Consider the following 25,773-nt stretch of genomic DNA (forward strand, 5'->3'; position numbering starts at 1 on the left):
GCCCATGAAACTGGCGCTGCCCGGACGAGGTAGCCGCGGAACTGGATTTGCCAGGCCGCTGGCTGCGGCCCCCTCCCACGCGAAGCGTGAGAGAGGGGGACGGCGCGAAGCGACTCAGGGGGTGCGTCATCTCCGAGCCTGTTGACTGGCTGCCGGACGGCACCCCCTACAGCCCCCGTTTTGGTGACCGCTACCACAGTGAAAATGGCGGCCTGGACCAGGCCCGCCGCGTTTTCCTGCAGGGCTGCGGCCTGCCTGGCGCCTGGGCGGGGCAGCCGCAATGGCGCATTCTGGAAACGGGGTTCGGCTTCGGGCTGAACTTCCTGGTGACCTGGGCCGCCTGGCGGGCTGACCCCGCACGCCCCACCCTGCTGCACTTCGTGTCGACCGAGGCCTGGCCCGTGAGCGCGGCCGACCTGCTGCGCGCCACCACGGCCCACCCCGAGCTGACCCCCTTGGCGCAGGAGCTTCATCGCCAATGGTGGGGCCTGCTGCCCGGGGTGCACCGGCTGCGGTTCGACGGAGGCCGGGTGCTGCTCACGCTGTGTGTGGGCGATACACAGACCGTGCTGCGCCAGCAGCAGCTGACGGTGGATTCCATCTACCTCGACGGTTTCAGCCCGCAGCGCAACCCCGGGATCTGGGACCTGCACACCCTGAAGGCCGTGGCACGCTGCTGCCGGCGCGGCACCCGCCTGTCCACCTGGACCATCGCGCGCGCGGTGCGCGACGCGCTCACCCAGTGCGGCTTCGCGGTGGCCCGTGTCCCGGGCGTGCCGCCCAAGCGCGACAACCTGCACGCCCAGTACGCCCCCCACTGGGAGCCGCGCACCGCCCCCCGCGCACAGCCCGAACCCGCGCTGCCCGGCGATTGCATCGTGATCGGCGGGGGCATCGCCGGCGCGGCCAGCGCGGCCAGTCTGGCGCGCCGGGGCTGGCAGGTGCGGGTGCTGGACAGCGCCGCCGAACCCGCCGCCGGGGCCTCGGGCCTGCCGGCGGGGGTGTTCGCGCCCCATGTGTCGCCGGACGACAGCGTGCTGTCGCGCCTGTCGCGCAGCGGCGTGCGCACCACCCTGCAGCAAGCCCGATGGCTGCTGCGCGAAGGCACCGACTGGTTGGCCTGCGGCGTGCTGGAGCACCGCACCGACGGCACCCCCGGGCTGGCCGCCAGCTGGGGCCAGGGGTCCGGCGTGGACTGGAGCGAGCCGGCCCCGCCGGCAACGCTGGCCGCCGCGGGCCTGGGCCGCGAAACCACCGCGTGCTGGCACAGCCAGGGGGGCTGGATACGCCCCGCGCGCATGGCGGCCGCCCTGCTCGCGCAACCCGGCATCCACTGGCAGGGCCACTGCGAGGTGGCCCGCCTGCGGCGTGTGGAGGCCGCCGGCGCGGCGCCCGTCTGGCAGGCGCTGGACGCCCGGGGCCAGGTGCTCGCCCAGGCGCCCACCATCGTCATTGCCGCGGGCGCGGGCAGTGCGATGCTGCTGGAACACCGATGGCCCCTGCAGCCCGTGCGCGGGCAGGTGTCCTGGGGCGAGCACCAGGCAGGCCCCGGGCCCGGGGTGCCTTTTCCCGTGAACGGCAACGGCAACCTGGTGCCCCGCTTTCCGCTGGGTGACGGCCCGTGCGGCCCGGCTGCGTGGGTGATGGGCTCCACCTTCGAGCGCGATGTGGATACCCTGCCTCCGTCCGGGGCCGACGTCCAGGCGGCCCACGCGGCCAACTGGGCCAAGCTCCAGGCGCTGCTGCCCCAAACGGCCCCTGTGCTGCGCGCGGCCTTTGCCGCCGCACCGCAGGCGGCGGAGGCTGCGCCCGGCCCCCTGCACGCCTGGGCCGCCGTGCGCTGCACCGCGCCCGACCGGCTGCCGATCGTGGGTCCCGTCGACGCCGAGGCGCTGCCCGGGCTCTGGGCCTGCACAGCGATGGGCGCGCGCGGGCTGACCCTGGCGCTTCTGTGCGGCGAACTGCTGGCCGCCCGCCTGCAGGGAGAACCCCTGCCCATCGACACGAAACTCGCCAAAGCGCTGGGCAGCGAACGGTTGTAGCGGGCCTGTAACAGCTTCGTGACCGGGAATCACGGCGGCTTACCCCGTGGAAACCCGCGCCAATCCTTGCTTATAAGCAAATAGGCATATTGGAAGGACGAAACAATAGTTTGCATCCATAAGCGAGCATCCTACATTCGCACCCTATGCATGAATTGGTGTTTGTCTTCGCAGGCTTTGCGGTCGGGTTCATCGTGGGCCTGACCGGGGTCGGCGGCGGCTCGCTGATGACCCCCGTGCTGATCTTTTTCTTCGGCGTGAAGCCCCACCTGGCCATCGGCACCGACCTGCTGTTTGCCGCATTCACCAAGATGGGCGGCACCGTGAGCATGGCGCGCCAGCGCCTGGTGCCCTGGCGCGTGGTGGCCCAGCTGTGCGCGGGCAGCATTCCGGCCGCGCTGCTGGCGCTGTGGGCGCTCAAGGTCCTGGGCCCCGCCAGTGCCCAGGCGCAGCGCATCATGACGACCACGCTCGGTTTCGCGCTGCTGTTGACAGCCGCGGCCACGCTGTACAAGGTGGTGGCCTTCTCGCGCCAGCGCCAGGCGGCCGACCATGCCAAGCGCCAGGCCAGCACCGAGCAATCCACCCGCCCCCGCCACTGGAGCCTGCCCGTGCTGCTGGGCGCCGTGATCGGCACGCTGGTCACCTTCACCTCGGTGGGCGCGGGCGCCATCGGCGTCACGGTGCTGCTGCTGGTCTACCCCCTGCTACCCCTGCCCCGCGTGATCGGTGCCGACATCGCCTATGCCGTGCCATTGACCCTGGTGGCGGGTCTGGGCCATGCCACGCTGGGTTCGGTGGACTGGCCTTTGCTTGCACAATTGCTGGCTGGCTCGTTGCCGGGCATCTGGCTGGGCTCGCGCCTGGTCACCCGCACCCCCGAGCGCCTGATCCGCTCCGCGCTGTCCCTCCTGCTGGCCTGGGCAGGCGCCAAATTAATAATGATCTGATTGGTCCACGATGTATCAATACACACCCTTCGACAAGACGTTCGTCAAGCAGCGCGCCCGCCAGTTCCGCGACCAGCTCAACCGCTGGCAGGCTGGCAAACTGGCCGAGGACGACTTCCGCCCCCTGCGCCTGCAAAACGGCTGGTACGTGCAGCGCTACGCCCCCATGCTGCGCGTGGCCGTGCCCTACGGCGAGATCGCCAGCCGCCAGCTGCGCGTGCTGGCCACCATCGCCCGCGAGTACGACGAGCCCGAAGCGGCCGTGTTCAAGGCCGCCATGGAAGGCCAGGGCCTGCTGGGCACCACCTTCCTGCCCAAGAACTGCGCCCACTTCACCACGCGCACCAATGTGCAGTTCAACTGGATTCCGCTGTCCAAGAGCGCCGACGTGATGGACCTGCTGGCCACCGTGGACATGCACGGCATCCAGACCAGCGGCAACTGCATCCGCAACACCACCACCGACGCACTGGCTGGCGTGGCCGTGGATGAGATCGTGGACCCGCGCCCCTACGCGGAAATCATCCGCCAGTGGACCACGCTGCACCCGGAGTTCGCGTTCCTGCCGCGCAAGTTCAAGATCGCCATCAGCGGCGCCAAGGACGACCGCGCCGCCACCGGCTGGCACGACGTGGGCCTGCACCTCGTCAAGAACGAGGCGGGGGAGATCGGCTTCAAGGTCTTCGTGGGCGGCGGCATGGGCCGCACGCCGGTGATCGGCACGGTGATCCGCGAGTTCCTGCCCTGGAATCAGATCATGAATTACATCGAGGCCATCGTGCGCGTGTACAACGAGCACGGCCGCCGCGACAACAAGTACAAGGCCCGCATCAAGATCCTGGTCAAGTCCGAAGGCCAGCAGTACATCGACGATGTGGAAGAAGAGTACCGCCAGATCATGGAGATCGACGGCGGCCCGCACACCGTGCCCCAGGCCGAGTTCGACCGCGTGGCCGCCTGCTTTGTGCCACCCAAGCTGGCCGACATTGCCGACGTGGCCCCCGCAGCCTTGCAGGCGTCGCTGGACGCACAGGCGGCGGAGCATGTGATGTTTGGCCGCTGGCTCAAGCGCAACGTGCACGCGCACCAGAACCCGCAGCTGCGCGCCGTGACGCTGTCATTCAAGCGCCCCGGCCAGTCGCCCGGCGACGCGACCAGCGAGCAGCTGATCGCCGTGGCCGACCTGGTGGACAAGTATTCCGCCGGCGAAGCCCGCGTGACGCACGACCAGAACGTGGTGCTGCCCTGGGTGCATGCCAGCCGCCTGTTCGAGCTGTGGCAAGAGGCCAAGGCCCTGGGCCTGGCCAGCGCCAACGTGCAGCTGCTCACCGACATGATCGCCTGCCCCGGCGGCGACTTCTGCGCGCTGGCCAACGCCCGCTCGCTGCCGATCGCCGAGGCCATCACCCAGCGCTACCAGGATCTGGACGAGCTCGACGACATCGGCGAGATCGACCTGCACATCAGCGGCTGCATCAACAGCTGCGGCCACCACCACAGCGGCCACATCGGCATCCTGGGCGTCGACAAGGACGGCAAGGAGTGGTACCAGGTCACGCTCGGCGGCTCGGACGGCTCGGACCTGTCGGGCGCCGCCGTGGCCGGCAAGGTGATCGGCCCTTCGTTCTCGGCCGCCGAAGTGCCCGATGTGATCGAAGCCGTGCTCACCACCTACCGCAGCCTGCGCGAAAGCGGCGAGAGCTTTCAGAACACCGTGCGCCGCACCGGCCTGGACCCCTTCAAGGAAGCCGCCAAGACTGCCCGCCACCCCGCCAAGGAAGAGCTGGCCACGGCCTGATCGCCAGCCGCCACGCCCTGATAAGACCCATGAAAATTCTTGCCTCCCAAGACCACCAGCCGCCCGCAGAGGGCGATGCCCGCGCCGTGGCGCTGGCCAACAATGCCGATGCACTGGCCCTGCCGCTCGACGGCGTCGAGCGCGTGGACCTGCACTTCCCCAGCTTCACCGATGGCCGCGCGTTCAGCCAGGCCTTCTTGCTGCGCCGCCGCCGCGGCTTTGCGGGCGACATCCGCGCCACGGGCGACGTGCTGATCGACCAGCTGGTGCAGATGCAGCGCACGGGCTTTTCGTCGGCCGTGCTGCGCGATGGCGTGGACCCGGCCGATGCGCAGCGCCAGTTCGAGATGTTCCCCGGCTTCTACCAGGGCGACGCGGTGCACCCGCAGCCTCTCTTTGCCGACAAGGCTGCCGCCTGAGCCAGGCCCGCAGCGCTGCTACGCACACCCACGAGCACCCCACCATGAGCCAATTCGATCTCGCACGCGTCAATGCCGACCTGGGCCGCAACGCCGAAGGCCTCGTCGCCTGGGCCCTGGGCCTGGGCCAGAGCCCCATCGTCACCACCAACTTCCGTCCCTTCGAGGCGGTGATCCTGCACATGGTGTCCGCGGTGAACCCCGATGTGCCGGTGGTCTGGATGGACAACGGCTACAACACCGAAGCCACCTACCGCTTTGCCGACGAGGTGACAAAGCAGCTGGGCCTGAACCTCAAGATCTACCTACCGCGCCGCTCGCGCGCGCACCGCGAGGCCGTGGAGGGCGCAACGCCTGCCCTGGACGACCCCCGCCACGCCGCGTTCACCGAAGAAGTGAAGCTCGAGCCCTTCGCCCGCGCCTTGCGCGAGACCGCGCCCAAGGTGTGGTTCACCGCGCTGCGCGCCACCGACACCGCCGTGCGCGCACAGATGGACCCGGTGAGCATCAACCCCGACGGCCTGATCAAGGTGGCGCCGCTGCTGCACTGGTCGTCCAAGGATCTGCACGAATACTGCGTCCAGCACGGCCTGCCCAACAACTTCGATTATGTGGACCCGACCAAGGGCGAAGAGAACCGCGAGTGCGGCCTGCACATCGCGCACTGAAATGACACCCCCTGAGCCGCTTCGCGTCTTCCCCCTCTCTCGCTTCGCGGGAGGGGGACGCACCCGGTGGCCCGGCAAAGCCGGTTCCACGGGTGCACTGGCCTCGGGCGTGCCAGTTGCGCACGCCACGGACATTGAATCGACGACCGAAAGCAACCCACCATGAATGCCCGCACCGATGCCGCGCAGCTGCTGCAGAACAACGACATGAGCTACCACCTGAACAACTCGCACCTGGACGCGCTGGAAGAAGAAACCATCTTCATCCTGCGTGAAGTCGCCGCCGCCTTCGAGCGCCCCACCCTGCTGTTCTCGGGCGGCAAGGACTCGCTGGTGATGCTCAAGTGCGCCGAGAAAGCCTTTGGCACCAAGGCCAGCGGCGGCGGCATTCCCTACCCGCTGCTCATGATCGACACGGGCCACAACTTCCCCGAGGTCACGGACTTCCGCGACTTCCGCGCCAAGGAGCTGGGCGCCGAACTCATCGTGCGCAGCGTCGAGGACTCGATGGCGCGCGGCACCGTGCGCCTGGCCCACCCCGGCGAATCGCGCAACGTGCACCAGTCGGTCACGCTGCTCGAAGCGATCGAGGAATTCCGCTTCGACGCGCTCATCGGCGGCGCCCGCCGCGACGAGGAAAAGGCCCGCGCCAAGGAGCGCATCTTCTCGCACCGCGACAGCTTCGGCCAGTGGCAGCCCAAGGCCCAGCGCCCCGAGCTGTGGACCCTGTTCAACACCCGCCTGCAGCCCGGCGAACACTTCCGCGTGTTCCCCATCAGCAACTGGACCGAACTCGACGTGTGGCAGTACATCGACCGCGAGAGCATCGCGCTGCCCAGCATCTACTACACGCACAAGCGACAGGTGGTGGACCGCAAGGGCCTCCTGATGCCGGTGACCGAGCTGACCCCGTCGCGCGAGGGCGAGACGGTGCAGACGCGCGACGTGCGTTTTCGCACGGTGGGCGACATCACCTGCACCGCACCGGTGGAGAGCACGGCGGCCACGGCCGCCGACATCGTGATCGAGACCCTGGCCGCCGACGTGAGCGAGCGCGGCGCGACGCGCATGGATGACAAGACCAGCGACGCCTCGATGGAAAAGCGCAAGAAAGACGGGTACTTCTGATGACCACTATGAATTCGATAGCTACTAGCGCTTATGCATCAATCGCTGGCGGCCAAAATGACCACATTTCTGCCCTGAAGTTCATCACCTGCGGCTCGGTGGACGATGGCAAGAGCACATTGATCGGCCGCCTGCTGGTGGACAGCAAGGCCGTGCTGCAGGACCACCTTGCCGGCGTACAGCGCCAGGGCGAAACCGACCTGGCCCTGCTGACCGACGGCCTCAGCGCAGAGCGCGAGCAAGGCATCACCATCGACGTGGCCTACCGCTACTTCGCCACCGAAGAGCGCAAGTTCATCATCGGCGACGCGCCCGGCCACGAGCAGTACACCCGCAACATGGTCACGGCCGCCAGCAGCGCCGACGCGGCCGTGGTGCTGGTCGATGCCACCAAGCTCGACTGGAAGAACGCCGACCTCGCCCTGCTGCCGCAAACCCGCCGCCACAGCCTGCTGGCCCACCTGCTGCGCGTGCATTCGCTGGTGTTCGCCGTGAACAAGCTCGACGCGGTGGAAGACCCAGCGCTCGCCTGGAAGCACATCCAGGGCGCGCTGGCGGCGTTTGCCCAGGCCGCCGGCATCGCCGTGCGTGCGACGGTGCCCGTGTCGGCGCTCAAGGGCTGGAACGTGGTGGACGCCCACGCGGGCTGGTGCGGCTACGAGGGCCCCACGCTGCTGCAGGTGCTCGAAGCCCTGCCCAACACGCCCCCCGACACGGCGCTGCCCCTGGCCTTCCCGGTGCAGTGGGTCGAGAAGTTCTCCTCCTCGTCCGACACATCCCAAGGCCGCCGCGTGTTCTGGGGCCGTGTGGCCTCGGGCAATGTCACCCCCGGCACGCCGGTGCAGATCTTCCCCAGCGGCCAGCTGGCCACCGTGGCCCAGGTGCTGGACCATGCCCGCCGCCCCACCGACGTGCCCGCTGGCACCAGCGCCGGTTTCATCCTCGACCGCGAGGTGGACGTCTCGCGCGGCGACTGGATTCTGGCCGCGCCCGCGGCCACCACCGCCCCCGCCGAGGACGACTTCGACACGCCGGCCAGCGTGCCCGCATGGCCCGCCAGCCGCGAGCTGCGCACCACCGTGGCCTGGATGGATGACGAACCCCTGGTCGCCGGCCGCGTGTACTGGGCGCTGCACGGCCACCGCTGGGTCAAGGCCAAGGTGAAGGCCGTGGTGCACAAGCTCAACATCCACACGCTGGCCGAGGAAGCCGCCACGCAGCTCGACCCCAACGCCATCGGCCATGTGGACCTGCTGCTGCAGGAGGCGATTCCCGCCGCAGCCTTCGGCAAGGCCCGGGTGCTCGGATCGCTGATCCTGGTGGACACCGCGAGCCACAAAACCGCTGGCGCCGTGCTGGTCAACTGATCCAGATCAGCGCCACCCCCCCAAGTCACCCCATCCGGGGAAGGGGCCCTGTAACCAAAGGTCGGTGAAAGCTTCTAAAATTGAGGGTTTTCACCGACCCACACAACCTTTGTCATGACCCACGTCGTCTCCGAAAACTGCATCAAGTGCAAGTACACCGATTGTGTGGACGTGTGCCCCGTGGACTGCTTCCGCGAAGGCCCGAACATGCTCGTCATCGACCCCGACGAGTGCATCGACTGCGCCGTCTGCATCCCCGAGTGCCCGGCCAACGCCATCTTTGCCGAAGAAGACCTGCCGGCCGACCAGATCGCCTTCATCAAGCTCAATGCCGACCTGGCCTTCGCCGACGGCTGGAAGAGCATCACCAAGCGCAAGCCCGCGCTGCCCGACGCCGACGAGTGGAACGGCAAGCCGGGCAAGGTCAACGAACTGGTCAAGTGACCCTCCTGAGTCGCTTCGCGCCATCCCTCAAGGGGGACGCCACCAGTGGCCTGGCAAAGCCAGTTCCACGGGTGCACAGGTCTTTGGCAGCGCCAGTTTCGGGCGCTGCGCGCGTGGCTTGAGCATGATTCAAGAAACCGACGCCGTCGTCATCGGCGCGGGTCCCGTGGGCCTGTTCCAGGTCTTCCAGCTGGGCCTGCAAGGCATCACCGCCCACCTGATCGACGCCCTGCCTCATGCGGGTGGCCAGTGCGTCGAGCTGTACGGCGACAAACCCATCTACGACATCCCGGGCATCCCGGTGTGCACCGGGCGCGAGCTGGCCGGTTTGCTGCTTCAGCAGATTGCGCCGTTCAAGACCCAGTGGCACCTGGGCACGCTGGTCTCCGCACTCACCGTGCAGGCCGATGGGCGCCTGCTGGTCGAAACCTCGCAAGGTGCGCAGCTGCTGGCCCGCAGCGTGTTCATTGCCGCCGGCGTGGGCGCCTTTGTGCCGCGCACGCTCAAGGTGGACGGCATCGAGCGCTTTGTGGGCACCCAGGTCCACTACCAGAACCTGCCCTCCACGGCCCACGTGGCCGGACGCCATGTGGTCGTGCACGGCGGCGACGAGCCCGCCGTGGCCCGCGCCGTGGAACTGGCCGAACAAGGCCAGGCCGCCCGCGTGAGCCTGCTGCACCGCCGCGATGTGTTCCAGGCCCCGGATGCCCTGCTGCAGCGCCTGCAGCAACTGCGCGATGCGGGCCGCATCCACGTCGAGGCCGCACAGATCACCGGCATTGAGACCGCTGGCGACCAGCTGACCGCCTTGCAGGTGGCGGACGCCGATGGCAGCAGCCGCGCCCTGCCGCTCGACGTGCTGGTGGCCGTGCTCGGCATCTCTCCCCGGCTCGGGCCTATCGCCGACTGGGGCATCGCCCTGGAGCGCAAGCAACTCGTGGTGGACACCGAGGCCTTCCGCACCAGCGTGCCCGGCATCCACGCCGTGGGCGACATCAACACCTACCCCGGCAAACGCAAGCTCATCCTGTGCGGCTTCCACGAGGCCACGCTGGCGGCCTTTGGCGCGGCCGAGGCGCTCAAGGGCGGCAAGGTGGCGCTGCAATACACCACCACGAGCCCACGGCTGCACCAGCTGCTGGGTGTGGCAGAGCCGCTGCCGCCTTCCACCGCGGCGAAATAGCGCCCCGAAACCCGCCAAGCTCCTTGGCTTGCGCGCGTCCCTCCGAAGAGCAACAAGGGAGGCGCCCGGAAGGTCGATGCAGCGAGGGCCAGGCGAAAAAGCTCCCGCACTACCTCCATCTGCATTTTTACAGCACCCACGTGCGATCCAATGGCCGTGCAGGCAATGCCCTCACCACAGCCGCCACCAGATTCTGGACGGGAGCGTCCGAGCTCAGTTCGATATGGGGACCGCGCCGTGCCGCGAGCCAGTCCCGCTGCCTCTGCAGGCTTCTGCCTGGCAACACCCCGTCATCGTATTGAGCCGCCCATTCCAGGAAAGCAGGATTCGCCTGGCCAAAGCGCTGCGCCTCCCGGTGGCGAAGGCGCGCGAGGCGCGCGGGAGCATCCAGGTAGAGAAACACGATCAGGTCAAAGCAGTCTTCCAGTTCCTGCCCCCACCCGGCCACGGAACCGGCCAGCACCGCCACCTTGCTGGCGCGCAAGTCGCCGAGGAGCAGGGCCAGGCGCTGTGTAGGGTCCCGCCTGCTGGTGAACGGCGGCGTGGTGGGCAGCCAGTAGTAGTCGTCAGCGTCGAGGTGGGCCCCGTTCAACGCTGCGGCCAGGGCCGCGCTCAGCGTGGACGTGCCAGAGCCTGAAGCACCGGTGACATGGATTCGCAGCAGTTGGGTCAATGGTGGGTTCCTTGAACTGTATTTTTGCCAAGACCAATGGCGATAATGATACCTATGTTTATCTTTTTCAAATAAAAGAGTATAAATATAATCATGAACAACGATCTCATTCAGAGCCTGGCCATCGCCCGCAAAGCCGGCAAGCTCACCCAGGCCGAACTCGCCGACCGCGCGGGCCTCTCCCGCATGACCGTCCAGCGCACCGAAGGTGGCGACCTGGACCCGCGCTACTCCACCCTGGCCGAGATGGCCCGCGTGCTGGGCATGGACATCATTGCCGTGCCCAGCAGCCTGCGGCCCAGCCTGGAGGCGTTCATCCAGTCGGGCGGCAAGTTCCTGGGCCAGCCCGCGGGAGTGGACGCGCCGCCGTCGGTGGTGGACAGCCTGAGCCGCGCCGGCTGAGGCCGCCAGCGCCCACACCCGCACGCGCCTGCGCATACCCGGCCCCATGAGCACCTCCATCCGCTACCTGCGCCTGTACCTGCACCGCCCCGCCCTGGCAGACGGCGCGGCGGGCGGGCGCGAGGCGATTGGCTACCTTTCGCAGTACGGCGACATCCTGCGCGTGTCGTTTGACGAGAGCTACATCCGCAACCCGCAGCGCCCCACCCTGTCGCTCAGCTTTCAAGGTGCCGACGAGGCGGCCACGCAGCAGATCCTGGCGTCGGCGCGGGATGCACGGCTGGTGCGCACCGACGGGCGCTGGCCCGTGTATTTTCAGAACCTGCTGCCCGAGGGCCACAACCGCGAGCGGCTGGCGCGCGAGCGCGGCTGCAGCCCCGACGACGAGTTCGAACTGCTGGCCGCCGCGGGCCACGACCTGATGGGCGCGCTGGAGGTGGAGCCCGTGCCCGCGCAAGACGGCATCCCCGACGTGGTGCGGCACTGGCACACCACGCAAGGGCTGGACGTGCTGGAGCCGGGCTTTGTCGAATTCCCGGTGGAAGACGCCGCATCGCTGCCCGGCGTGGTCACCAAGTTCAGCGCGGTGCTGGACGGCCGCCGCTACACCGTGCGCCGCCAGGGCGCGGCCGGCAGCGTGATCCTCAAGCTGCCCACCACCGCGCACCCCGACCTGGTGGCCAACGAGTTCGCCGGCTACCAGCTGTGCAAGGCGCTGGGCCTGCACTGCGCCGCTGCACGCGTCATCACCCGCGCCGAGGCCGACCTGCCGGGCACCGTGCCCTTCAACGAGATATTGGCCGTGCAGCGCTTTGACCACCTGCCCGGCGGCGCCCGCGTGCACATGGAGGAGTTCAACCAGGTGCTGGGCTACACCCCGCGGCAAAAGTACGGCAAGGGCATCCTGCAAGACTGGTCCACCATGCTGCGCGTGCTCAACCGCCTGAGCCGCCAGCCGGTGCAAGACACACGCGAGTTCCTGGCGCGCATGGTGGCGTTCATCCTCATGGGCAACACCGATGCGCACCTGAAGAACTGGGCGCTGGTCTACCCCGACGGGCGCGTGCCGCAACTGGCGCCGGTGTACGACCCGGTGTGCGTGGCCGCGTTCTTCGAGGGCGTGCCCGAGGGCCAGTACGCGATGAACCGCTCCATCGACCGCGCGCTGCGCGCGTTCAGCTGGGACGACATGGAAGGCCTCATGAAGTCGGCCGGACTGCTGCGCGTACCGCGCCACCTGGCGCTCCTGCGCGACACGGTGGCGCGGGCCCGGGAGCAATGGCCCCGCCTGATCGCGGATGCGCCCGATTCCCTGCGGGCCGCCGTCACCCAGCGGCTTGCCGGGGGCGTGGCCCTGGCACGTTGACAGCAGGCGACGTTGCAAAATGGGAGGGCGCCCACGGGCACGCGTGTCCCCGATCGGCCGTGCCCTCTTTCCATTCTCCTGTCCCCTGCCCCTCCATGTCCGCCGCTGCCGCCCCCACGCCCCTGCCCCACCCACTGCCGCCAGACACGGAGACGGGCGCCTTGCGGGTCCCCCACCTCAAGCGCTGCTGGGCCCGCTGGATGGCCGCCCGCAGGGGCCTGGCACAGAGCTCCCACGGGGAAGGCCACCGCACGCAGATCGTGCTGGCCGCGCTGGGGGTGGGGCTGGAGCAGACCATGCAGTACGTGCTGCGCGAGGCCCCGGAGTTCGCCGCCTTCGAGGACTGGATCGTGCGCACGGCGGGCGCGCCCGATGCAACCACCGTGGCGCGGATTCAAGCCCTTGTGGATGGCGGCCCGGCGCCCGAAGCGGCCTTGCAGCTGCATGCCCGGATCGACGCGATGGAGCCCGTGCTGAATGCGGAGGACCTTGCGCATTGGGACGAGCATGGCTACGTGGTGGTGCGCGCTGCCGTGCCGCCGCACGACAGCGCCGCCGCGGCGCACGCCGTGTGGGACGCGGTGCGCGCCGACCCCGCCGATACGGCGTCGTGGTATGCCCACGCCCCGCGCAACACCATGGTCCAGCTGTTCCAGCACCCCGCCTTCGAGGCCAACCGGCGCTCCCTGCGCATCCACAAGGCCTTTGCCCAGCTGTGGGGCACGGCGGACCTGTGGCGCAGCACGGACCGCTGCGGGTTCAATCCACCCGAACGCGCGGGCTACCCCTATGGCGGCCAGGGCATGCATTGGGATGTGAGCCTGCACCAGCCCATCCCCTTCGCCACCCAGGGCATCCTGTACCTGACCGACACGCCCCCCGAACAGGGCGCCCTCACCCTGGTGCCGGGTTTTCACCGCCGGGTGGGCGGCTGGCTGGAGCACCTGCCCGCCGGCGCCGACCCGCGCCAGCAGGACCTGCACGCGCTGGGCGCCACGCCCATCGGCGCCCACGCGGGCGACCTGGTGATCTGGCACCAGGCCCTGCCCCATGGCCCCAGCCCGAACCGGGGCGCGCGGCCCCGCCTGGTGCAGTACATCAACATGGCCCCCGCCCACGTCCCCAGCCACGCCACCTGGATCTGACGCCGCCCGCCCCTTCGCCCCGCGCGTCCCGGCAAGGCGCCGCTCCATCCGGCGGCATCGGGTGGCATCCACCGTGGCCGGCGGCCGGCGCCCTTCAGTCCTCGGCCACCCGCCTGGCGTCCTTGCGCTTCTCGTAGCGCCGCATCAGCGGCGTGACCGAGATGCCGTGCAGCAGCACCGAGGCCACCACCACCGCCAGCGTGATCGCCAGCAGGCGCTGCGCGATCACCGGGTGCAGGCCGTGCGTGATGGCGTACATGAGGTAGTACACGGAGCCGATGCCGCGGATGCCAAACCACGCGATGAGGCGGCGCTGGGAGCGCTTCACCCGGGTCCCCACCAAACCGGCGTAGACCGCCAAGGGGCGGATGGCGAACAGCAGCAGGGGGACGAACCACAGCACCTCGGCATCAAAGTTCACCACGGTGAGCAGGGCGCCCACCACCAGCACCACGGCGACTTCGGCGATGCGCTCGAGCTGGGCGTTGAAGCGCTCGACCGCCTGCATCATGTGGCCCGGCGCCTGCGCGGGCTCCATGTGCCCGACTTCCGTGGCGCCCTCCACCTCCACCTCCGCCAACGTCGGCGCAGGGCCGGCGGGCTGCGCCGCCACGCGCCGCAGCGCCAGCCCGGCGGCGAAGACGGCCAGAAACCCGTAGGCATGGCACAGCAGGGCCGTGCCATAGGCCAGCGCGATGAGGCCCAGCACCATGAACTCGTCCGGCCCCAGCATCTCGCGGTGGCGCATGCGCAGGTACAGGATGGCCCGGCCCACCACCGCGCCCAGCGCGAAGCCGATGCCCACGCCCCCCGCCACGGCCCAGAGCACGTCCACCGCCCACCAGCGCCATCCCCCCTCGCCCAGGTCATGCAGGGACATCAGCCCGAGGCCGAGCATCACCAGGGGAAACGCGGTGCCGTCATTGAGCCCGCCCTCGCCCGTCAGGCCAAAGCGCAGGCGGTCGCGGTCCTGGGGCTCGGCCACCTGCACGTCCGACGCGAGCACGGGGTCGGTCGGGGCGAGGATGGCCCCCAGCAGCACCGACACCCCCAGCGGCAGCCGCAGCAGCCACACGCCCACGGCCGCGATGGCCCCCACCGTCAGCAGCATGGAGACCGTGGCCAGCTGCAGCGGGATGCGCCAGCGCGCATCGCGCAGCGGCAGCTCCAGCTTCAGGCCCACTGTGAAGAGCGAAATCAGCACGGCGATCTCGGTGAGCCGCTCCAGCAGCGCCGCATCGCCCAGCGGGTCCAGCACCAGCAGGCCCAGCCCCCACGGGCCGATGCCCACGCCCACGGCCAGGTAAAGGATGGCCGAGCTGAGCGGTACGCGCGAGATCAGCGAACTCGTCAATGTCATCACCACCAGCAGCAGGCCCACCAGCAGGAAGCCCAGCGGGACAAGCAGGGCTTCGCTCATGGACACACCGTGCCACACCCCCGGCGCACGGCCAGGGCGCCCCTGGCGCGCGGGGGCAGGGGCCGGGCTGGGTGGCGAATAGATGGCACGCTCATCACGCCACTGTATGGCCGTGCCCCGGCAAGGCTGTGCCGGGGCACGGCCCCTGCGGCTGTCAGCGGATGCCGCCAGTACCGAAACCTGTTCACAATCGCGCAAACCCTTCTTCGGCCCGCGCATGAACCTGTCAACGCTCCTCAAGATCGCCATCGCGCTGGCGGTGGCCTTTTTCGCCATCGAGAAGCTGCGGGTGCACCGGGCCGACCAGCGGCTGCAGAGCCTGGGGCCCGCCGCCGTGACGCAGCAGCAGCAGTTCGCGGACAGCCCGGTGCAGGCCGCCACCAGCGAGGCGCCTTTCGAGTTCCGGGGCTACCAGGTCAAGCCGCTGGCGGCATTCGCGGTGCGCGCACGGGTGCTGGCACGCGAGGACTACCACGCGGGCAAGGAAGCCGAGCTCTCCCCCGTGGACCTGGCGCTGGGGTGGAAGCGCATGGCGGAGCCGGCCGTGTACGAGCCCCTGGGCATCACCCAGGGCAACCGCTGGTACCGCTACTCCTGGCGCGACCAGCCGCCCATCCCGCTGCAGGAGATCATCGAATCGTCCGCCAACATGCACATGATCGCGGCCACGCCCACGGTGGAACGGGCGCTCAAGAAGGCACGCAAGGGCGGGTACATCCGCATCACGGGCAAGCTGGTCGAGGTCTCCCACCCCAGCGGCTGGCGCTGGACCAGCTCGCTCACGCGGTCGGACTCGGGCGCGCATTCGTGCGAGCTGGTGTTCGTGGAATCCGCGCAGGTGGAAGACTGAGCGGCGGGCCAGGCCCGGGGGCATTTCCACGACAACCTCCAAAAATGATAGCGTCGCACGCTGACCCAACCAGCGCCCAGGGCGGTTTCGGCCCAAAAATACGACAGACCCGCAGGGCACGCACCGCAGCGCCCCCAAAGCCCGGATACTCGGGTGGCGGGGCCGGTGGTTGCGCGGCGCGGCGGCTTCCCTTGCGCACAGCCACCTTCACCGCCTGACCGCCAGAAAGGATGCCCATGGCCAAGATCCTGGAAGTGAAGTACGAGCACCAGGCCGATGCGCGCGTGTGCGAGGTCGCCCACGAAAGCCTGGCCGACCTGTGCTGGCACGAGGTGGCCTATGCCACGCAGGCCAGCGGCGATGCGATCTGGTTCTTCGTGGCCTACGCGAACCAGGCCAGCTTCAAGGTCCTGCGGGTCAGGCACGCCAGCCAGGCGGACCTGAAGCTGTTCAAGGTGGGCACTCCCGAACAGGCAGGCTGGCGCAACAAGGACCATCTGCTGCGCGGCAAGCTGGGCTGAGCCCCGGCGCGCGGCCAGGGCGCAGCCCCAACGCCACCCTGCCCCGGTGCTGGCGACGCGAATCGCAGGCCCAGCCTTGCCGCAACGCGAGGCCTGCCCCCCGCGCGCGCGGCGTGGCGCGCGTAACATGGCGCCTGGGCGCCGCGCGCCGGGCCGCGCACCCCGAATACTCCTGATTTGATAGCTGCCAGCGCTTGCTGCAAAAGCGCTAGTAGCCATTTTGACCAAATTTTCCCCATGGCCACAGCCACCGATCTGCCGTCCCCGCCCCCCGAACCCGCGCCCCGGCCACAGCCGCGCAACCCTGCCGACCTGTTCTGGTCCTTCACCTGGCTGGCCCTGCAGGGATTTGGCGGCGTGCTGGCCGTGGTGCAGCGCGAACTGGTGGAGAAAAAACGCTGGATGACGAACGAGGAATTCGTCGAGGACTGGGCGGTGGCGCAGATCATGCCGGGCCCCAACGTGGTCAACCTCAGCATCATGATCGGCGACCGCTACTTCGGCCTGCGCGGCGCGCTCGCGGCGCTGGCGGGCATGCTGACCTTTCCGCTGATCCTGGTGCTGGCCCTGGCCGTGGTCTATGCCGAGTTCTCCAGCCACCCGGCCGTGGCGGGCGCGCTGCGCGGCATGGGCGCCGTGGCGGCGGGGCTGATCGCCGGGGTGGGCATCAAGCTCTTCGTCTCCATCCAGAAACACCCCCTGGGCCGCCCGCTGTGCGTGGCCTTCGTGGCGCTCACCATCGTGGCCATGGTGGTGCTGCGCTGGCCGCTGCTGTGGATCCTGCCGGTGGTCGGCGGCGCGGCCTGCCTGCTCACCTGGAGGAAGCTCGCGCCATGAACACGTCCGCCTCCACCGCATTGACCGCCCCGCTGCTCGCGCTCGGCCCCGCCGACTGGTTCAACCTCTTCCTGTACTACATGTCGCTGTCGCTGCTGGCCGTGGGCGGCGCCATCGCCACCGCGCCCGACATGCACCGCTTCCTGGTCGAGCGCCAGGCCTGGCTGACCGACCCGCAGTTCAACGCCTCCATCGCCATCGCCCAGGCCGCACCCGGCCCCAACGTGCTGTTCATCGCCCTGCTGGGATGGAACGTGGGCATCAACGCCGGAGGCCCCGGCATGGCCGGCTGGCTGCTGGGCGCGCTGGGCATGGCGGTGTGCATGCTGGGCGTGATGCTGCCCAGCAGCCTGCTCACCTGGCTGGCCACGCGCTGGGGGCACCGCAACCGCGAGCGCCGGGGCGTGCGCGCCTTCAAGCAAGGCATGGCGCCGGTGGTCATCGGCCTGCTGCTGGCCACCTCCTGGGTGCTGGCGCGCGCCCATGGCGGCCCGGCCACGGCCTGGCCCCTGTGGCTGCTGAGCGCCGTCACCGTGGTGCTGGTGTGGCGCACCAGGCTGCACCTGCTGTGGATGCTGGCCGCGGGCGCCGTGCTGGGGGCCGTGGGCTGGGTGTAGAAATTAGCCAGCCCACGGCCAGACTTCTCCTTGCCGACCTATGTCCCCGGCAGCCACGGCGGCGGGCGCCGCCGGATGGTCTGCGCCTTCACGATGGCCGTGCTCGTCTGCGCCTTGTCGGCAATGCGGTCCAGCACGCCGTCGAGCTGCTCGATGGAACGCACATACACCCGGGCGACAAAGCAGTCGTCGCCGGTGACCTTGTCGCACTCGCAGAACTCCGGCGTCTCCTGGATCAACTTCTCCACCGCCGCCAGCTGGCCCGGCAGCGGCTTGATGCGCACGATGGCCTGCAGCTGATAGCCCAGAGCGCGCGGTTCGATGTCCACCGTGAACGCGCGGACCACCCCGCGCTCTTCCAGCCGCCGCAGCCGCTCGGACACGCTGGGCGACGACAGCCCCACGCGTGCGCCCAGCACCTTGAGCGAAGTGCGGGAGTCCTGGTGCAGCACGGTCAGGATGGCCTGGTCGATGGAATCCATGGCAAGCAGCTCCTCAGAATCAATGGTTGCCTCAGATTATGAGGATTTATTGAGCAGATGCCTTTTTTCATCCATTCCACGCACGGGCCCGTTTTCCTATAGTCATTCCATCAACTCACGGATGGAATGACACCCAGGGACAAGAAAACCCAAGGCACGCTGGAGATGGGCACCGCCATGGCGATCTCGGGCACCATCGGCTGGTTTGTCGTGGAATCCGGCCTGCCGGCACTGAACGTGGTGTTCTGGCGCTGCGTGTTCGGCGCGGCCACGCTGGCGGCCGTGTGCGCCGCCATGGGCCTGCTGCGGGGTGTGCTGACCTGGCGCACGGCAGCGTGGGCGGCCCTGGGTGGCGTGGCCATCGTCACCAACTGGCTCCTGCTGTTTGGCGCGTATTCGCACGCTTCCATTTCGATCGCCACGGCGGTCTACAACACCCAGCCCTTCATGCTGGTGGTGTTTGGCGCCCTGCTCTTTGGCGAGCGCGTCACCCCGGCCAAGCTCGGCTGGCTGGCCCTGGCATTCGGCGGCATGCTCCTCATCGTGCAGGCCCGACCCGGCGCGAGCCAGGGCGGCACGCACTACACGCTGGGCATCGTCATGGCACTGGGGGCCGCCTTCTTCTGGGCGGTGGCCTCGGTGGTCGCCAAGCGGCTCACCGGCACGCCGCCCCACCTCATCGCCCTGGTCCAGGTCTGCGTGGGCGTGCTCCTGCTGGCGCCGTTTGCCAACCTGGGCACGCCACCGCAGGATGCCCGCACCTGGCTGCTACTGGTCACGGTGGGCGTGGTGCACACGGGGCTCATGTACATCCTGCTGTACGGCGCCGTGCAAAAGCTGCCCACCTACCTGCAGGGCGCGCTGTCATTCATTTACCCCGTGGTGGCGATTGGCGTGGACTTCGCCGCGTTTGACCACCGCCTGCAGCCGGCCCAGTGGGCGGGAGCTGCCGCCATCCTGCTCGCCGCGGCCGCGATGCACTTGCAGGGCAGCCGGCCGCGGCCGGCCGCAGCAGAGCCCACGGCACAGGGGGTCAAATAAGCAGTGAGATAAGCACAAAATATCAAAACTGGCCGGCGGCGGTGGGCACCATCTGTAGCTTCTATCCCACTTCAAGGAGTACACATGGACCACACGATGCAAACCACCTGGGAAACCTACGTCGCCTCATGGAAGGCCGGCACTCCCGCAGAAAAACACGCCCTGTTCGCCGCCAGCCTGGACAAGAACTGCACCTATACCGACCCACTGGGAGTCGCCTCGGGCTGGGAAGCCCTGGCACACACCATGCTTGGTTTTCATCAGCAGGTACCAGGCGGCTACTTCGTGACCGAGAACTTCACGAGCCATCACAACGTCTGCATGGCCCGGTGGAAGATGCACAACAGTGATGGTGTGGCGATTGGCGAAGGCGTGAGCTTTGGCCGGTACAACGACCAGGGCAAGCTGGTTGCAATGACCGGTTTCTACGACACCCCCTGAACGGAGCCCGGCATGTTCTACCTCCACCGCATCCAGCGTGGTATCGACTTCATCGAAGCGCATCTCGATGCCGACATCGCCCTGTCGGAGGTGGCGCAGGCTGCGGGGCTGAGCCAGTGGCACTTTCAACGCATCTTCAAGGCCCTGACCAACGAGACGCTGAAGACCTACATCCGGTCCCGGCGTTTCGCCAAGGCGCTGGACCAGTTGCTCAATACGCGCCTGGGCATTCTGGACATTGCCCTGGCAGCCGGATACGACACGCAGGAGAGCTTCACCCGGGCCTTCAAATCCTGCTTCGAGCTGACGCCCAATCAGTACCGCAAGTTTGGCAAGCGCAGCCTCTTCGTCAGGAAGATCCAGTTTGACGAGCACTACCTGCGCCAACTGGACCGCAACATGTCGCTCGCCCCCGATATCCGCGAACGTCCGCGCCTGCAACTGGTAGGTCTGGCTACCCACTTCTACGGCATCGATTCCGACAAGGACAACCTGGGCCAGAAGCTGCCCCCGCTGTGGGCGAACTTCATGCCCCGGCTGACAGAGATTCCCCACAGGGTTCCCGGGGTCTGCTACGGCGTCGTGAGCCAGACCGCGAACACTTCCGACCTGCTGCTCTACCACGCCGCCATCGAGGTGTCGCACGCCGGTGCGTTGCCCGATGGCATGGTGCGCTTCGACGTGCCTGCAGCCCGCTACGCCACGTTCGAGCACCGAGGCGCCCCGGAAAACGTGAACAACACGGTCAATTACATCTATGCCAATTGGCTGGCAAGCTCCGAGCAGCGGCACAGCGGCGGTGCGGACCTGGAGATCTACGGGCCTGGCTACCAGGGCGGATCGGATGGATCCGTCATGCACTATGCCGTGCCCGTGGTAGGGTAGTCCGGGCACAATCACCGCCCAGTGACACGCCCTGGTGACCCATCCCCCCCTCCCGCAAAACCCGCGCCGCCGCGATCCGACCGCCAGGCGGTGATCGCCGCCTGGGTGGCCGCCCTGCGCCGCCAGGCCGATGCAGCGACACTGAAGGCCCTGCCCCCGCTGACGGACGCCGAGGCCGCGCGCGTGATGGCGCTGATGCGGGGCGACGAGACCGGCACGGAGACCGCCACGCCGCCCGCCGGGCGCACCGCGCCACCGCCCGGCATCGCCACCGGGCACTTCCGCCCGCGCATCACGCTGATGACCCTGGGCCGGGGCGACGGTCTGCTGGGCCTCAAGCCCCAGGGCAAGATGGGGCCGCGCGGCGACAGCGTGACGCTGGCCCAGATCGACTGGACCTACCGCACCGACGACACACTCCCAGGCGCCATCGCCTGGCAGACGCCTGCGCCCACGTCCATCCTCAACTCGCGCCCCGCCCCGCTGCAGGATCTGTACGACACCGGCGGCCCCGTGGTGCGCATGCAGCGCGACGTGGCGGCCGAGTCGGACGCCATGGACCTCGTGTGGGATCTGGGCCTGTTGCCCGTGGACGCACGCTCGCTGCAATGGCGCAACCGCGATGCCGCCGCCAGCCTGGGCCCGCTGTGGACGCTGGCGCAGGAGGCCTTCTTTGGCGACTTCTGGGCCGAGCAGATCCCCCAACTCCGCGCCAGAGGCTGGAGCGTGGTGGTGCAACCGGGCTTCGCGCACGAGAGCGTGCCCGTGTTGCGCTGGAAGCTGCACATCGCCCCTGACACCGGCGAACTGCTGGGCAAGGAAGTGGACGGCCCACTCGGCCCACGCGAGCGCCCCGTGCAGAAACTGCAGCTGCCCGAGCGCGAAGGCGCCTGGCTGCTCAGCCTGGGCATCGAGATCGACGATGAAACGCTGGACCTGGCCCCCATGCTGGCCGACCTGCTGCGCCGCGACGCGCGCTGGCTCAATGCCCGGCAGATGGCCGCCATTGACGACATTGCCATCATTTCGCTGCGCGCCCCGGGCGGCAAACGCATCGACGCGCCCGCTGGCCCGCTCAAGGCCATCGTGGGGGCCATGATCGACCTGCTGACCGACCCGACCCGCAACCAGCGCAAGGACGGCGACCCGCTACACCTGGGTGCGTGGGAGGCCCGCCGCATCGAGGCCCTGCGCGCCGGGCTGGTGCTGGCCCACCGCGTGGGCACGGTCAATGGCTGGAACAACGATTGGCAGTTGCAAGGTGATCTGGGCCTGGCGCAACTGGCCCGGCGCCTGCGCACCATCGGCACGCCCCAGCCCGTGGCCGCACCGCAGGGCTTGCAGGTGCAACTGCGCCCCTATCAACTGGAAGGCCTGGCCTGGCTGCAGTACCTGCGCGCCCAGGGCCTGGGCGGCATCCTGGCCGACGACATGGGCCTGGGCAAGACCGCGCAGGCGCTGGCCCACGTGCTGGCCGAGAAGGAGGCCGGGCGCCTCACCCGCCCCGCCCTGGTGGTGCTGCCCACCTCGCTGCTCTTCAACTGGCAGGCCGAGGCCGCGCGCATGGCACCCGGCCTGCGCGTGCTGGCGCTGCATGGCGCCAGCCGAGGCCAGCGCTATCTGCAGATGGCCGACCACGACCTGGTGCTGACCACCTACCCGCTGCTCTGGCGCGACGTGGAGGCGCTGGCGGCACAGCCATTCCACCTGCTGATCCTGGACGAAGCGCAGATGGTGAAAAACGCCGGCAGCCGCAGCGCCCGCGCCTTGCGCCAGCTGCAAGCCCCGCACCTGCTGTGCCTGACGGGCACGCCGCTCGAAAACCACCTGGGCGAGCTGTGGGCCCAGTTCGACTTCCTGATGCCCGGCTTTCTGGGCGATGTGCGCAGCTTCAACGCCCGCTGGCGCAAGCCCATCGAGGAAAACGGCGAAACCCTGCGCGCCCAGCTCCTGTCGCAGCGCGTGCGCCCCTTCATCCTGCGCCGCCGCAAGCAGGACGTGGCCACCGAACTGCCGCCGCGCACCGAGGTCATCCAGCGCGTGCAATTGCAGGGCAAGCAGCGCGAGCTGTACGAGGCCGTGCGCACCACCGCCGACAAGCAGGTGCGCCGCGCGCTCGAGCGCCAGAGCTTCGACGGCGCGCAGATCACCATCCTCGACGCCCTGCTCAAGCTGCGCCAGGTCTGCTGCGACCCCAGATTGGTCAAAGGCACCACAAAAACGGCGCATACGATGGAACGCGCCAAGCTCGAACTGCTGGCCGACATGCTGCCCGCCCTGGTCGACGAAGGGCGCCGCGTGCTGGTGTTCTCCCAATTCACCGAAATGCTCGCGCTGGCGGCCGAGCTGCTCGACACCCTGGCCCTGCCCTACCTCACCCTCACGGGCCAGACACCGCCCCGCCAGCGCGGCGCGGTGGTGCGGCGGTTCCAGGCACGGGACGCAACCAGCGCCACCATCCTGCTCGTCAGCCTCAAGGCCGGGGGCCTCGGCCTGAACCTCACCGCCGCCGACACCGTGATCCACCTCGACCCCTGGTGGAACCCCGCCGTGGAAGAGCAGGCCACCGCCCGCGCCCACCGCATCGGGCAGGACCAGCCGGTGTTTGTCTACAAGCTGGTGGTGGAAGGCAGCATCGAAGAACGCATGCTGGAACTGCAGGCCCGCAAGGCCGCGCTGGCCCAGGGCGTGCTGGGCCACGACGCCGAGGGCGCCGTCAAGTTCAGCGAGGCCGACCTGCACGCCCTGCTGGCGCCCCTCTCCGAACCAGCCAACAACCCGCTGGGCATTCCGGGCGAGGACGCGCTGCGCTGGGGCGGCACGGGCAAACGGCGCCCCCGGCCGCTGCAGCCGCCCGAGGCTTGAAGGTTTTTTGGTCGTCAGCGCTTGTCCAGCAAGCGCCAGCAGCTATCAAATTGAAAGCAGTCCAGGCCCTGTGCCTGCCTGCCCCGAAAAGTGCAGAATTCAAAAGCAAGCAACGGAGTGCGCCCCGCCCACCCCGTCCCTAGAGTGCATGGCATCGCAACCCACCTTGTGAGCCATCCGCCATGAATCCGAACTCCGCCCACCTCCACGCGAAAGCCCCGCCCCTGCATTCCACCCGCGTTGCCACCATGCCCCACCGCGCAACACCCTCCGCCAAGGCCGCACAGGCCGCTGCCGCCACCCAGGCCGACCCGCGCTGGGCGGCGGTGGTGGCGCGCAGCGCGGCGGCGGACGGCAGCTTCTGGTACTCGGTGCAGACCACGGGCGTGTACTGCCGCCCCAGTTGCGCGGCGCGCACGCCCCGGCCCGAGAACGTGCGGTTCCATGTCAGCTGCGACGAGGCTGAAGCAGCCGGATTTCGCCCCTGCCAGCGCTGCAAGCCCCGGCAGCCCTCGGCGCTGGCACACCATGCCGAGCTGGTCACGCAGGCCTGCCGCATCATCGAAGCCGAAGAAGCCACCACGCTCGATGCGCTGGCGGCCCGCGTGGGGCTGAGCAGTTCGCACCTGCACCGCGTCTTCAAGCAGGCCACTGGCCTCACGCCCAAGGCCTACGCCGCCGCCCGGCGGGAGCAGCGTGTGCGCAGTGCCCTCGAGCAACAACCCACGGCCTCCGTGACAGACGCCATCTACGGCGCGGGCTACCAGTCGAGCAGCCGGTTCTATGAGAAATCCGCCCAGGTGCTGGGCATGACCCCCACGCGCTACCGCGCGGGCGGCGCGGCGCAGCGCATCCGCTTTGCGGTGGGGCAGTGCTCGCTGGGCGCGATCCTGGTGGCGCACAGCGGCCAGGGCCTGTGCGCCATCCTGCTGGGCGACGACCCCGAAGCCCTGGTGCACGACCTGCAGGACCGTTTTGCCCAGGCCCAGCTGGTGGGCGGCGATGCGCAATTCGAATCGCTCGTGGCCCAGGTCGTGGCCTTTGTCGAAGCGCCCGGCCTGGGCCTGGACTTGCCGCTGGACGTGCGGGGCACGGCCTTCCAGCAGCGCGTGTGGCAGGCGCTGCGTGCCATTCCCCCGGGGCAGACCGCCAGCTATGCCGACATCGCCCGGCGCATCGGCGCGCCCACCGCCACCCGCGCCGTGGCGCAGGCCTGTGGCGCCAACACGCTGGCGGTGGCCATACCGTGCCACCGGGTGGTGCGCAGCGACGGCGCGCTCTCGGGCTACCGCTGGGGCGTGGAGCGCAAGCGGGCGCTGCTGGACCGCGAAGCCGGCGCCGCTGAACCAGCACACACGCGGGAGAAGGCCGCATGAGTGCCCTGCCCCAGGACACGCACCCCTGGCCTGCCCGCGTGGCGGCCCTCGACTGGGCCCAGGCCACCGACGACCTGCACACGCAGGGGCATGCGGTACTGCCTCGGCTGCTGGGCGAGCACGAATGCACAGCGCTCGCGGGGCTGTACCGCCACGCCGGCCCGCCCCTGTTCCGCAGCCGCGTGGTGATGCAGCGCCATGGTTTTGGCCTGGGCGAGTACCAGTACTTCAGCTACCCGCTGCCGGACGTGGTGGCCGGGCTGCGCGATGCGCTGTACCCCCATCTATGCCCCATCGCCAACCACTGGAACGCCGCCATGGGCATCGATGCGCGCTACCCGCCGCGCCATGCCGACTTCATCGCGCGCTGCCACGCGGCGGGCCAGTTGCGCCCCACGCCACTGCTGCTGCAGTACGCGAGCGGCGACTACAACTGCCTGCACCAGGACCTGTACGGCGAGCACGTGTTCCCGCTGCAGGTGGCCATCCTGCTGTCGGAGCCCGGCCGCGACTTCACCGGTGGCGAGTTCGTGCTGACCGAGCAGCGCCCGCGCATGCAGTCGCGCGCCGAGGTCGTCCCCCTGTGCCAGGGCGATGCCGTGGCCTTCGCCGTGCACCACCGCCCCGTGCAGGGCACGCGCGGCGTCTACCGCGTCCACATGCGCCACGGCGTGAGCCGCGTGCGCTCGGGGCAGCGGCACACGGCGGGCATCATCTTTCACGATGCTGCATAGCGATGCTCCCGCTGAGGCGCCTTCGGGGCCTTCACCCCTCTCTCGCGGCGCGGGAGGGCCGCGCCCGGTGGCCTGGCGGAGCCAGTTCCACGGGCGCGCTCGCCCGGATCGCGCCCGTT

The 25,773-nt window shown here is 69.2% G+C and carries 25 protein-coding genes; 22 read left to right on the forward strand and 3 right to left on the reverse strand.

Annotated features, from left to right (window positions below; genetic code table 11):
* Positions 1-128: 128 nt before the first annotated feature.
* The 9 genes from mnmC (at position 129) to AC1RCS_RS09905 (ending at position 9,999) form a co-directional block, all read left to right on the forward strand.
* The gene (gene mnmC, locus AC1RCS_RS09865; protein ID WP_492245003.1) at positions 129-2,042 is read left to right on the forward strand and encodes a bifunctional tRNA (5-methylaminomethyl-2-thiouridine)(34)-methyltransferase MnmC2/FAD-dependent 5-carboxymethylaminomethyl-2-thiouridine(34) oxidoreductase MnmC1; all 1,914 of its coding nucleotides are present in this window, start codon (positions 129-131) and stop codon (positions 2,040-2,042) included.
* Positions 2,043-2,188: 146 nt separating this feature from the next.
* Positions 2,189-2,992 carry a sulfite exporter TauE/SafE family protein gene (locus tag AC1RCS_RS09870; RefSeq protein WP_218340995.1) on the forward strand — a complete coding sequence of 268 codons (804 nt, stop codon included), beginning with the start codon at positions 2,189-2,191 and terminating at the stop codon, positions 2,990-2,992.
* Between the two features lie 10 nt (positions 2,993-3,002).
* Complete coding sequence (locus AC1RCS_RS09875; RefSeq protein WP_218340994.1) at positions 3,003-4,790, forward strand: nitrite/sulfite reductase; 1,788 nt, start codon at positions 3,003-3,005, stop codon at positions 4,788-4,790.
* A 29-nt stretch (positions 4,791-4,819) separates the two neighbouring features.
* Positions 4,820-5,209, forward strand: coding sequence for a DUF934 domain-containing protein (locus AC1RCS_RS09880; protein ID WP_492244917.1), 390 nt, complete (start codon positions 4,820-4,822; stop codon positions 5,207-5,209).
* A gap of 44 nt (positions 5,210-5,253) precedes the next feature.
* Positions 5,254-5,877 carry a phosphoadenosine phosphosulfate reductase domain-containing protein gene (locus tag AC1RCS_RS09885; protein ID WP_218294604.1) on the forward strand — a complete coding sequence of 208 codons (624 nt, stop codon included), beginning with the start codon at positions 5,254-5,256 and terminating at the stop codon, positions 5,875-5,877.
* A 162-nt stretch (positions 5,878-6,039) separates the two neighbouring features.
* Positions 6,040-7,005, forward strand: coding sequence for a sulfate adenylyltransferase subunit CysD (gene cysD / locus AC1RCS_RS09890; protein WP_492244918.1), 966 nt, complete (start codon positions 6,040-6,042; stop codon positions 7,003-7,005).
* The gene (locus AC1RCS_RS09895; protein WP_492244919.1) at positions 7,005-8,372 is read left to right on the forward strand and encodes a sulfate adenylyltransferase subunit 1; all 1,368 of its coding nucleotides are present in this window, start codon (positions 7,005-7,007) and stop codon (positions 8,370-8,372) included. The genes cysD and AC1RCS_RS09895 overlap by 1 nt, the downstream gene beginning before the upstream one ends.
* A 114-nt stretch (positions 8,373-8,486) precedes the next feature.
* A complete protein-coding gene (gene fdxA / locus AC1RCS_RS09900) occupies positions 8,487-8,816 on the forward strand; it encodes a ferredoxin FdxA (protein WP_055393870.1) in 330 nt (109 codons plus the stop codon).
* Positions 8,817-8,940: 124 nt separating this feature from the next.
* On the forward strand, positions 8,941-9,999 hold the full coding sequence (locus AC1RCS_RS09905) for an NAD(P)/FAD-dependent oxidoreductase (RefSeq protein ID WP_492244920.1): 1,059 nt from the start codon (positions 8,941-8,943) through the stop codon (positions 9,997-9,999).
* 127 nt (positions 10,000-10,126) lie between these two features.
* Here the strand turns inward: AC1RCS_RS09905 and AC1RCS_RS09910 are convergent, their stop codons facing one another.
* Complete coding sequence (locus tag AC1RCS_RS09910; protein ID WP_492244921.1) at positions 10,127-10,672, reverse strand: P-loop NTPase family protein; 546 nt, start codon at positions 10,670-10,672, stop codon at positions 10,127-10,129.
* 93 nt (positions 10,673-10,765) lie between these two features.
* Between AC1RCS_RS09910 and AC1RCS_RS09915 the strand changes: the two genes are divergently transcribed.
* The 3 genes from AC1RCS_RS09915 to AC1RCS_RS09925 all read left to right on the forward strand — a co-directional run bounded on the left by AC1RCS_RS09915 (position 10,766) and on the right by AC1RCS_RS09925 (position 13,585).
* Positions 10,766-11,074 carry a helix-turn-helix domain-containing protein gene (locus AC1RCS_RS09915; protein WP_492244922.1) on the forward strand — a complete coding sequence of 103 codons (309 nt, stop codon included), beginning with the start codon at positions 10,766-10,768 and terminating at the stop codon, positions 11,072-11,074.
* 46 nt (positions 11,075-11,120) lie between these two features.
* The gene (locus tag AC1RCS_RS09920) at positions 11,121-12,440 is read left to right on the forward strand and encodes a type II toxin-antitoxin system HipA family toxin (protein ID WP_492244923.1); all 1,320 of its coding nucleotides are present in this window, start codon (positions 11,121-11,123) and stop codon (positions 12,438-12,440) included.
* Between the two features lie 95 nt (positions 12,441-12,535).
* Positions 12,536-13,585, forward strand: coding sequence for a phytanoyl-CoA dioxygenase family protein (locus tag AC1RCS_RS09925; RefSeq protein ID WP_255594664.1), 1,050 nt, complete (start codon positions 12,536-12,538; stop codon positions 13,583-13,585).
* A gap of 94 nt (positions 13,586-13,679) precedes the next feature.
* Here AC1RCS_RS09925 and AC1RCS_RS09930 read toward each other — a convergent pair whose 3' ends face one another.
* The gene (locus AC1RCS_RS09930) at positions 13,680-15,005 is read right to left on the reverse strand and encodes a cation:proton antiporter (protein ID WP_492244924.1); all 1,326 of its coding nucleotides are present in this window, start codon (positions 15,003-15,005) and stop codon (positions 13,680-13,682) included.
* A gap of 217 nt (positions 15,006-15,222) precedes the next feature.
* On the opposite strand from AC1RCS_RS09930, the gene AC1RCS_RS09935 reads away from it, so the two are divergent.
* From AC1RCS_RS09935 to AC1RCS_RS09950, 4 genes are all read left to right on the forward strand, one after another.
* Positions 15,223-15,855 carry a hypothetical protein gene (locus tag AC1RCS_RS09935; RefSeq protein WP_492244925.1) on the forward strand — a complete coding sequence of 211 codons (633 nt, stop codon included), beginning with the start codon at positions 15,223-15,225 and terminating at the stop codon, positions 15,853-15,855.
* Between the two features lie 236 nt (positions 15,856-16,091).
* Positions 16,092-16,376 (forward strand): 7(1) septoil knot domain-containing protein, encoded by a 285-nt coding sequence (locus tag AC1RCS_RS09940; protein WP_218295142.1) that lies wholly within the window; start codon positions 16,092-16,094, stop codon positions 16,374-16,376.
* Between the two features lie 237 nt (positions 16,377-16,613).
* Positions 16,614-17,213, forward strand: a complete 600-nt coding sequence (locus AC1RCS_RS09945) for a chromate transporter (protein ID WP_218338673.1) — start codon at positions 16,614-16,616, stop codon at positions 17,211-17,213.
* The gene (locus tag AC1RCS_RS09950; RefSeq protein ID WP_218338674.1) at positions 17,210-17,830 is read left to right on the forward strand and encodes a chromate transporter; all 621 of its coding nucleotides are present in this window, start codon (positions 17,210-17,212) and stop codon (positions 17,828-17,830) included. Before AC1RCS_RS09945 ends, AC1RCS_RS09950 begins: the two co-directional genes overlap by 4 nt.
* A gap of 38 nt (positions 17,831-17,868) precedes the next feature.
* On the opposite strand, the gene AC1RCS_RS09955 is transcribed toward AC1RCS_RS09950, so the two are convergent.
* Positions 17,869-18,312: an Lrp/AsnC family transcriptional regulator gene (locus AC1RCS_RS09955; protein ID WP_492244926.1), complete on the reverse strand. Its 444-nt coding sequence runs from the start codon at positions 18,310-18,312 to the stop codon at positions 17,869-17,871.
* 126 nt (positions 18,313-18,438) lie between these two features.
* On the opposite strand from AC1RCS_RS09955, the gene AC1RCS_RS09960 reads away from it, so the two are divergent.
* The 6 genes from AC1RCS_RS09960 to AC1RCS_RS09985 all read left to right on the forward strand — a co-directional run bounded on the left by AC1RCS_RS09960 (position 18,439) and on the right by AC1RCS_RS09985 (position 25,654).
* Positions 18,439-19,353 (forward strand): DMT family transporter, encoded by a 915-nt coding sequence (locus AC1RCS_RS09960; protein WP_492244927.1) that lies wholly within the window; start codon positions 18,439-18,441, stop codon positions 19,351-19,353.
* Positions 19,354-19,437: 84 nt separating this feature from the next.
* Positions 19,438-19,794, forward strand: coding sequence for a nuclear transport factor 2 family protein (locus AC1RCS_RS09965; RefSeq protein WP_492244928.1), 357 nt, complete (start codon positions 19,438-19,440; stop codon positions 19,792-19,794).
* A gap of 12 nt (positions 19,795-19,806) precedes the next feature.
* On the forward strand, positions 19,807-20,679 hold the full coding sequence (locus AC1RCS_RS09970; protein WP_492244929.1) for a helix-turn-helix domain-containing protein: 873 nt from the start codon (positions 19,807-19,809) through the stop codon (positions 20,677-20,679).
* Positions 20,680-20,700: 21 nt separating this feature from the next.
* Complete coding sequence (locus tag AC1RCS_RS09975) at positions 20,701-23,544, forward strand: DEAD/DEAH box helicase (protein ID WP_492244930.1); 2,844 nt, start codon at positions 20,701-20,703, stop codon at positions 23,542-23,544.
* A 248-nt stretch (positions 23,545-23,792) separates the two neighbouring features.
* Positions 23,793-24,920: a bifunctional DNA-binding transcriptional regulator/O6-methylguanine-DNA methyltransferase Ada gene (ada, locus tag AC1RCS_RS09980; protein WP_492244931.1), complete on the forward strand. Its 1,128-nt coding sequence runs from the start codon at positions 23,793-23,795 to the stop codon at positions 24,918-24,920.
* Positions 24,917-25,654, forward strand: a complete 738-nt coding sequence (locus AC1RCS_RS09985; RefSeq protein ID WP_218338621.1) for a 2OG-Fe(II) oxygenase — start codon at positions 24,917-24,919, stop codon at positions 25,652-25,654. The genes ada and AC1RCS_RS09985 overlap by 4 nt, the downstream gene beginning before the upstream one ends.
* Positions 25,655-25,773: the final 119 nt, after the last annotated feature.

This window comes from Acidovorax sp. GW823-FHT01C06 (assembly GCF_058798375.1).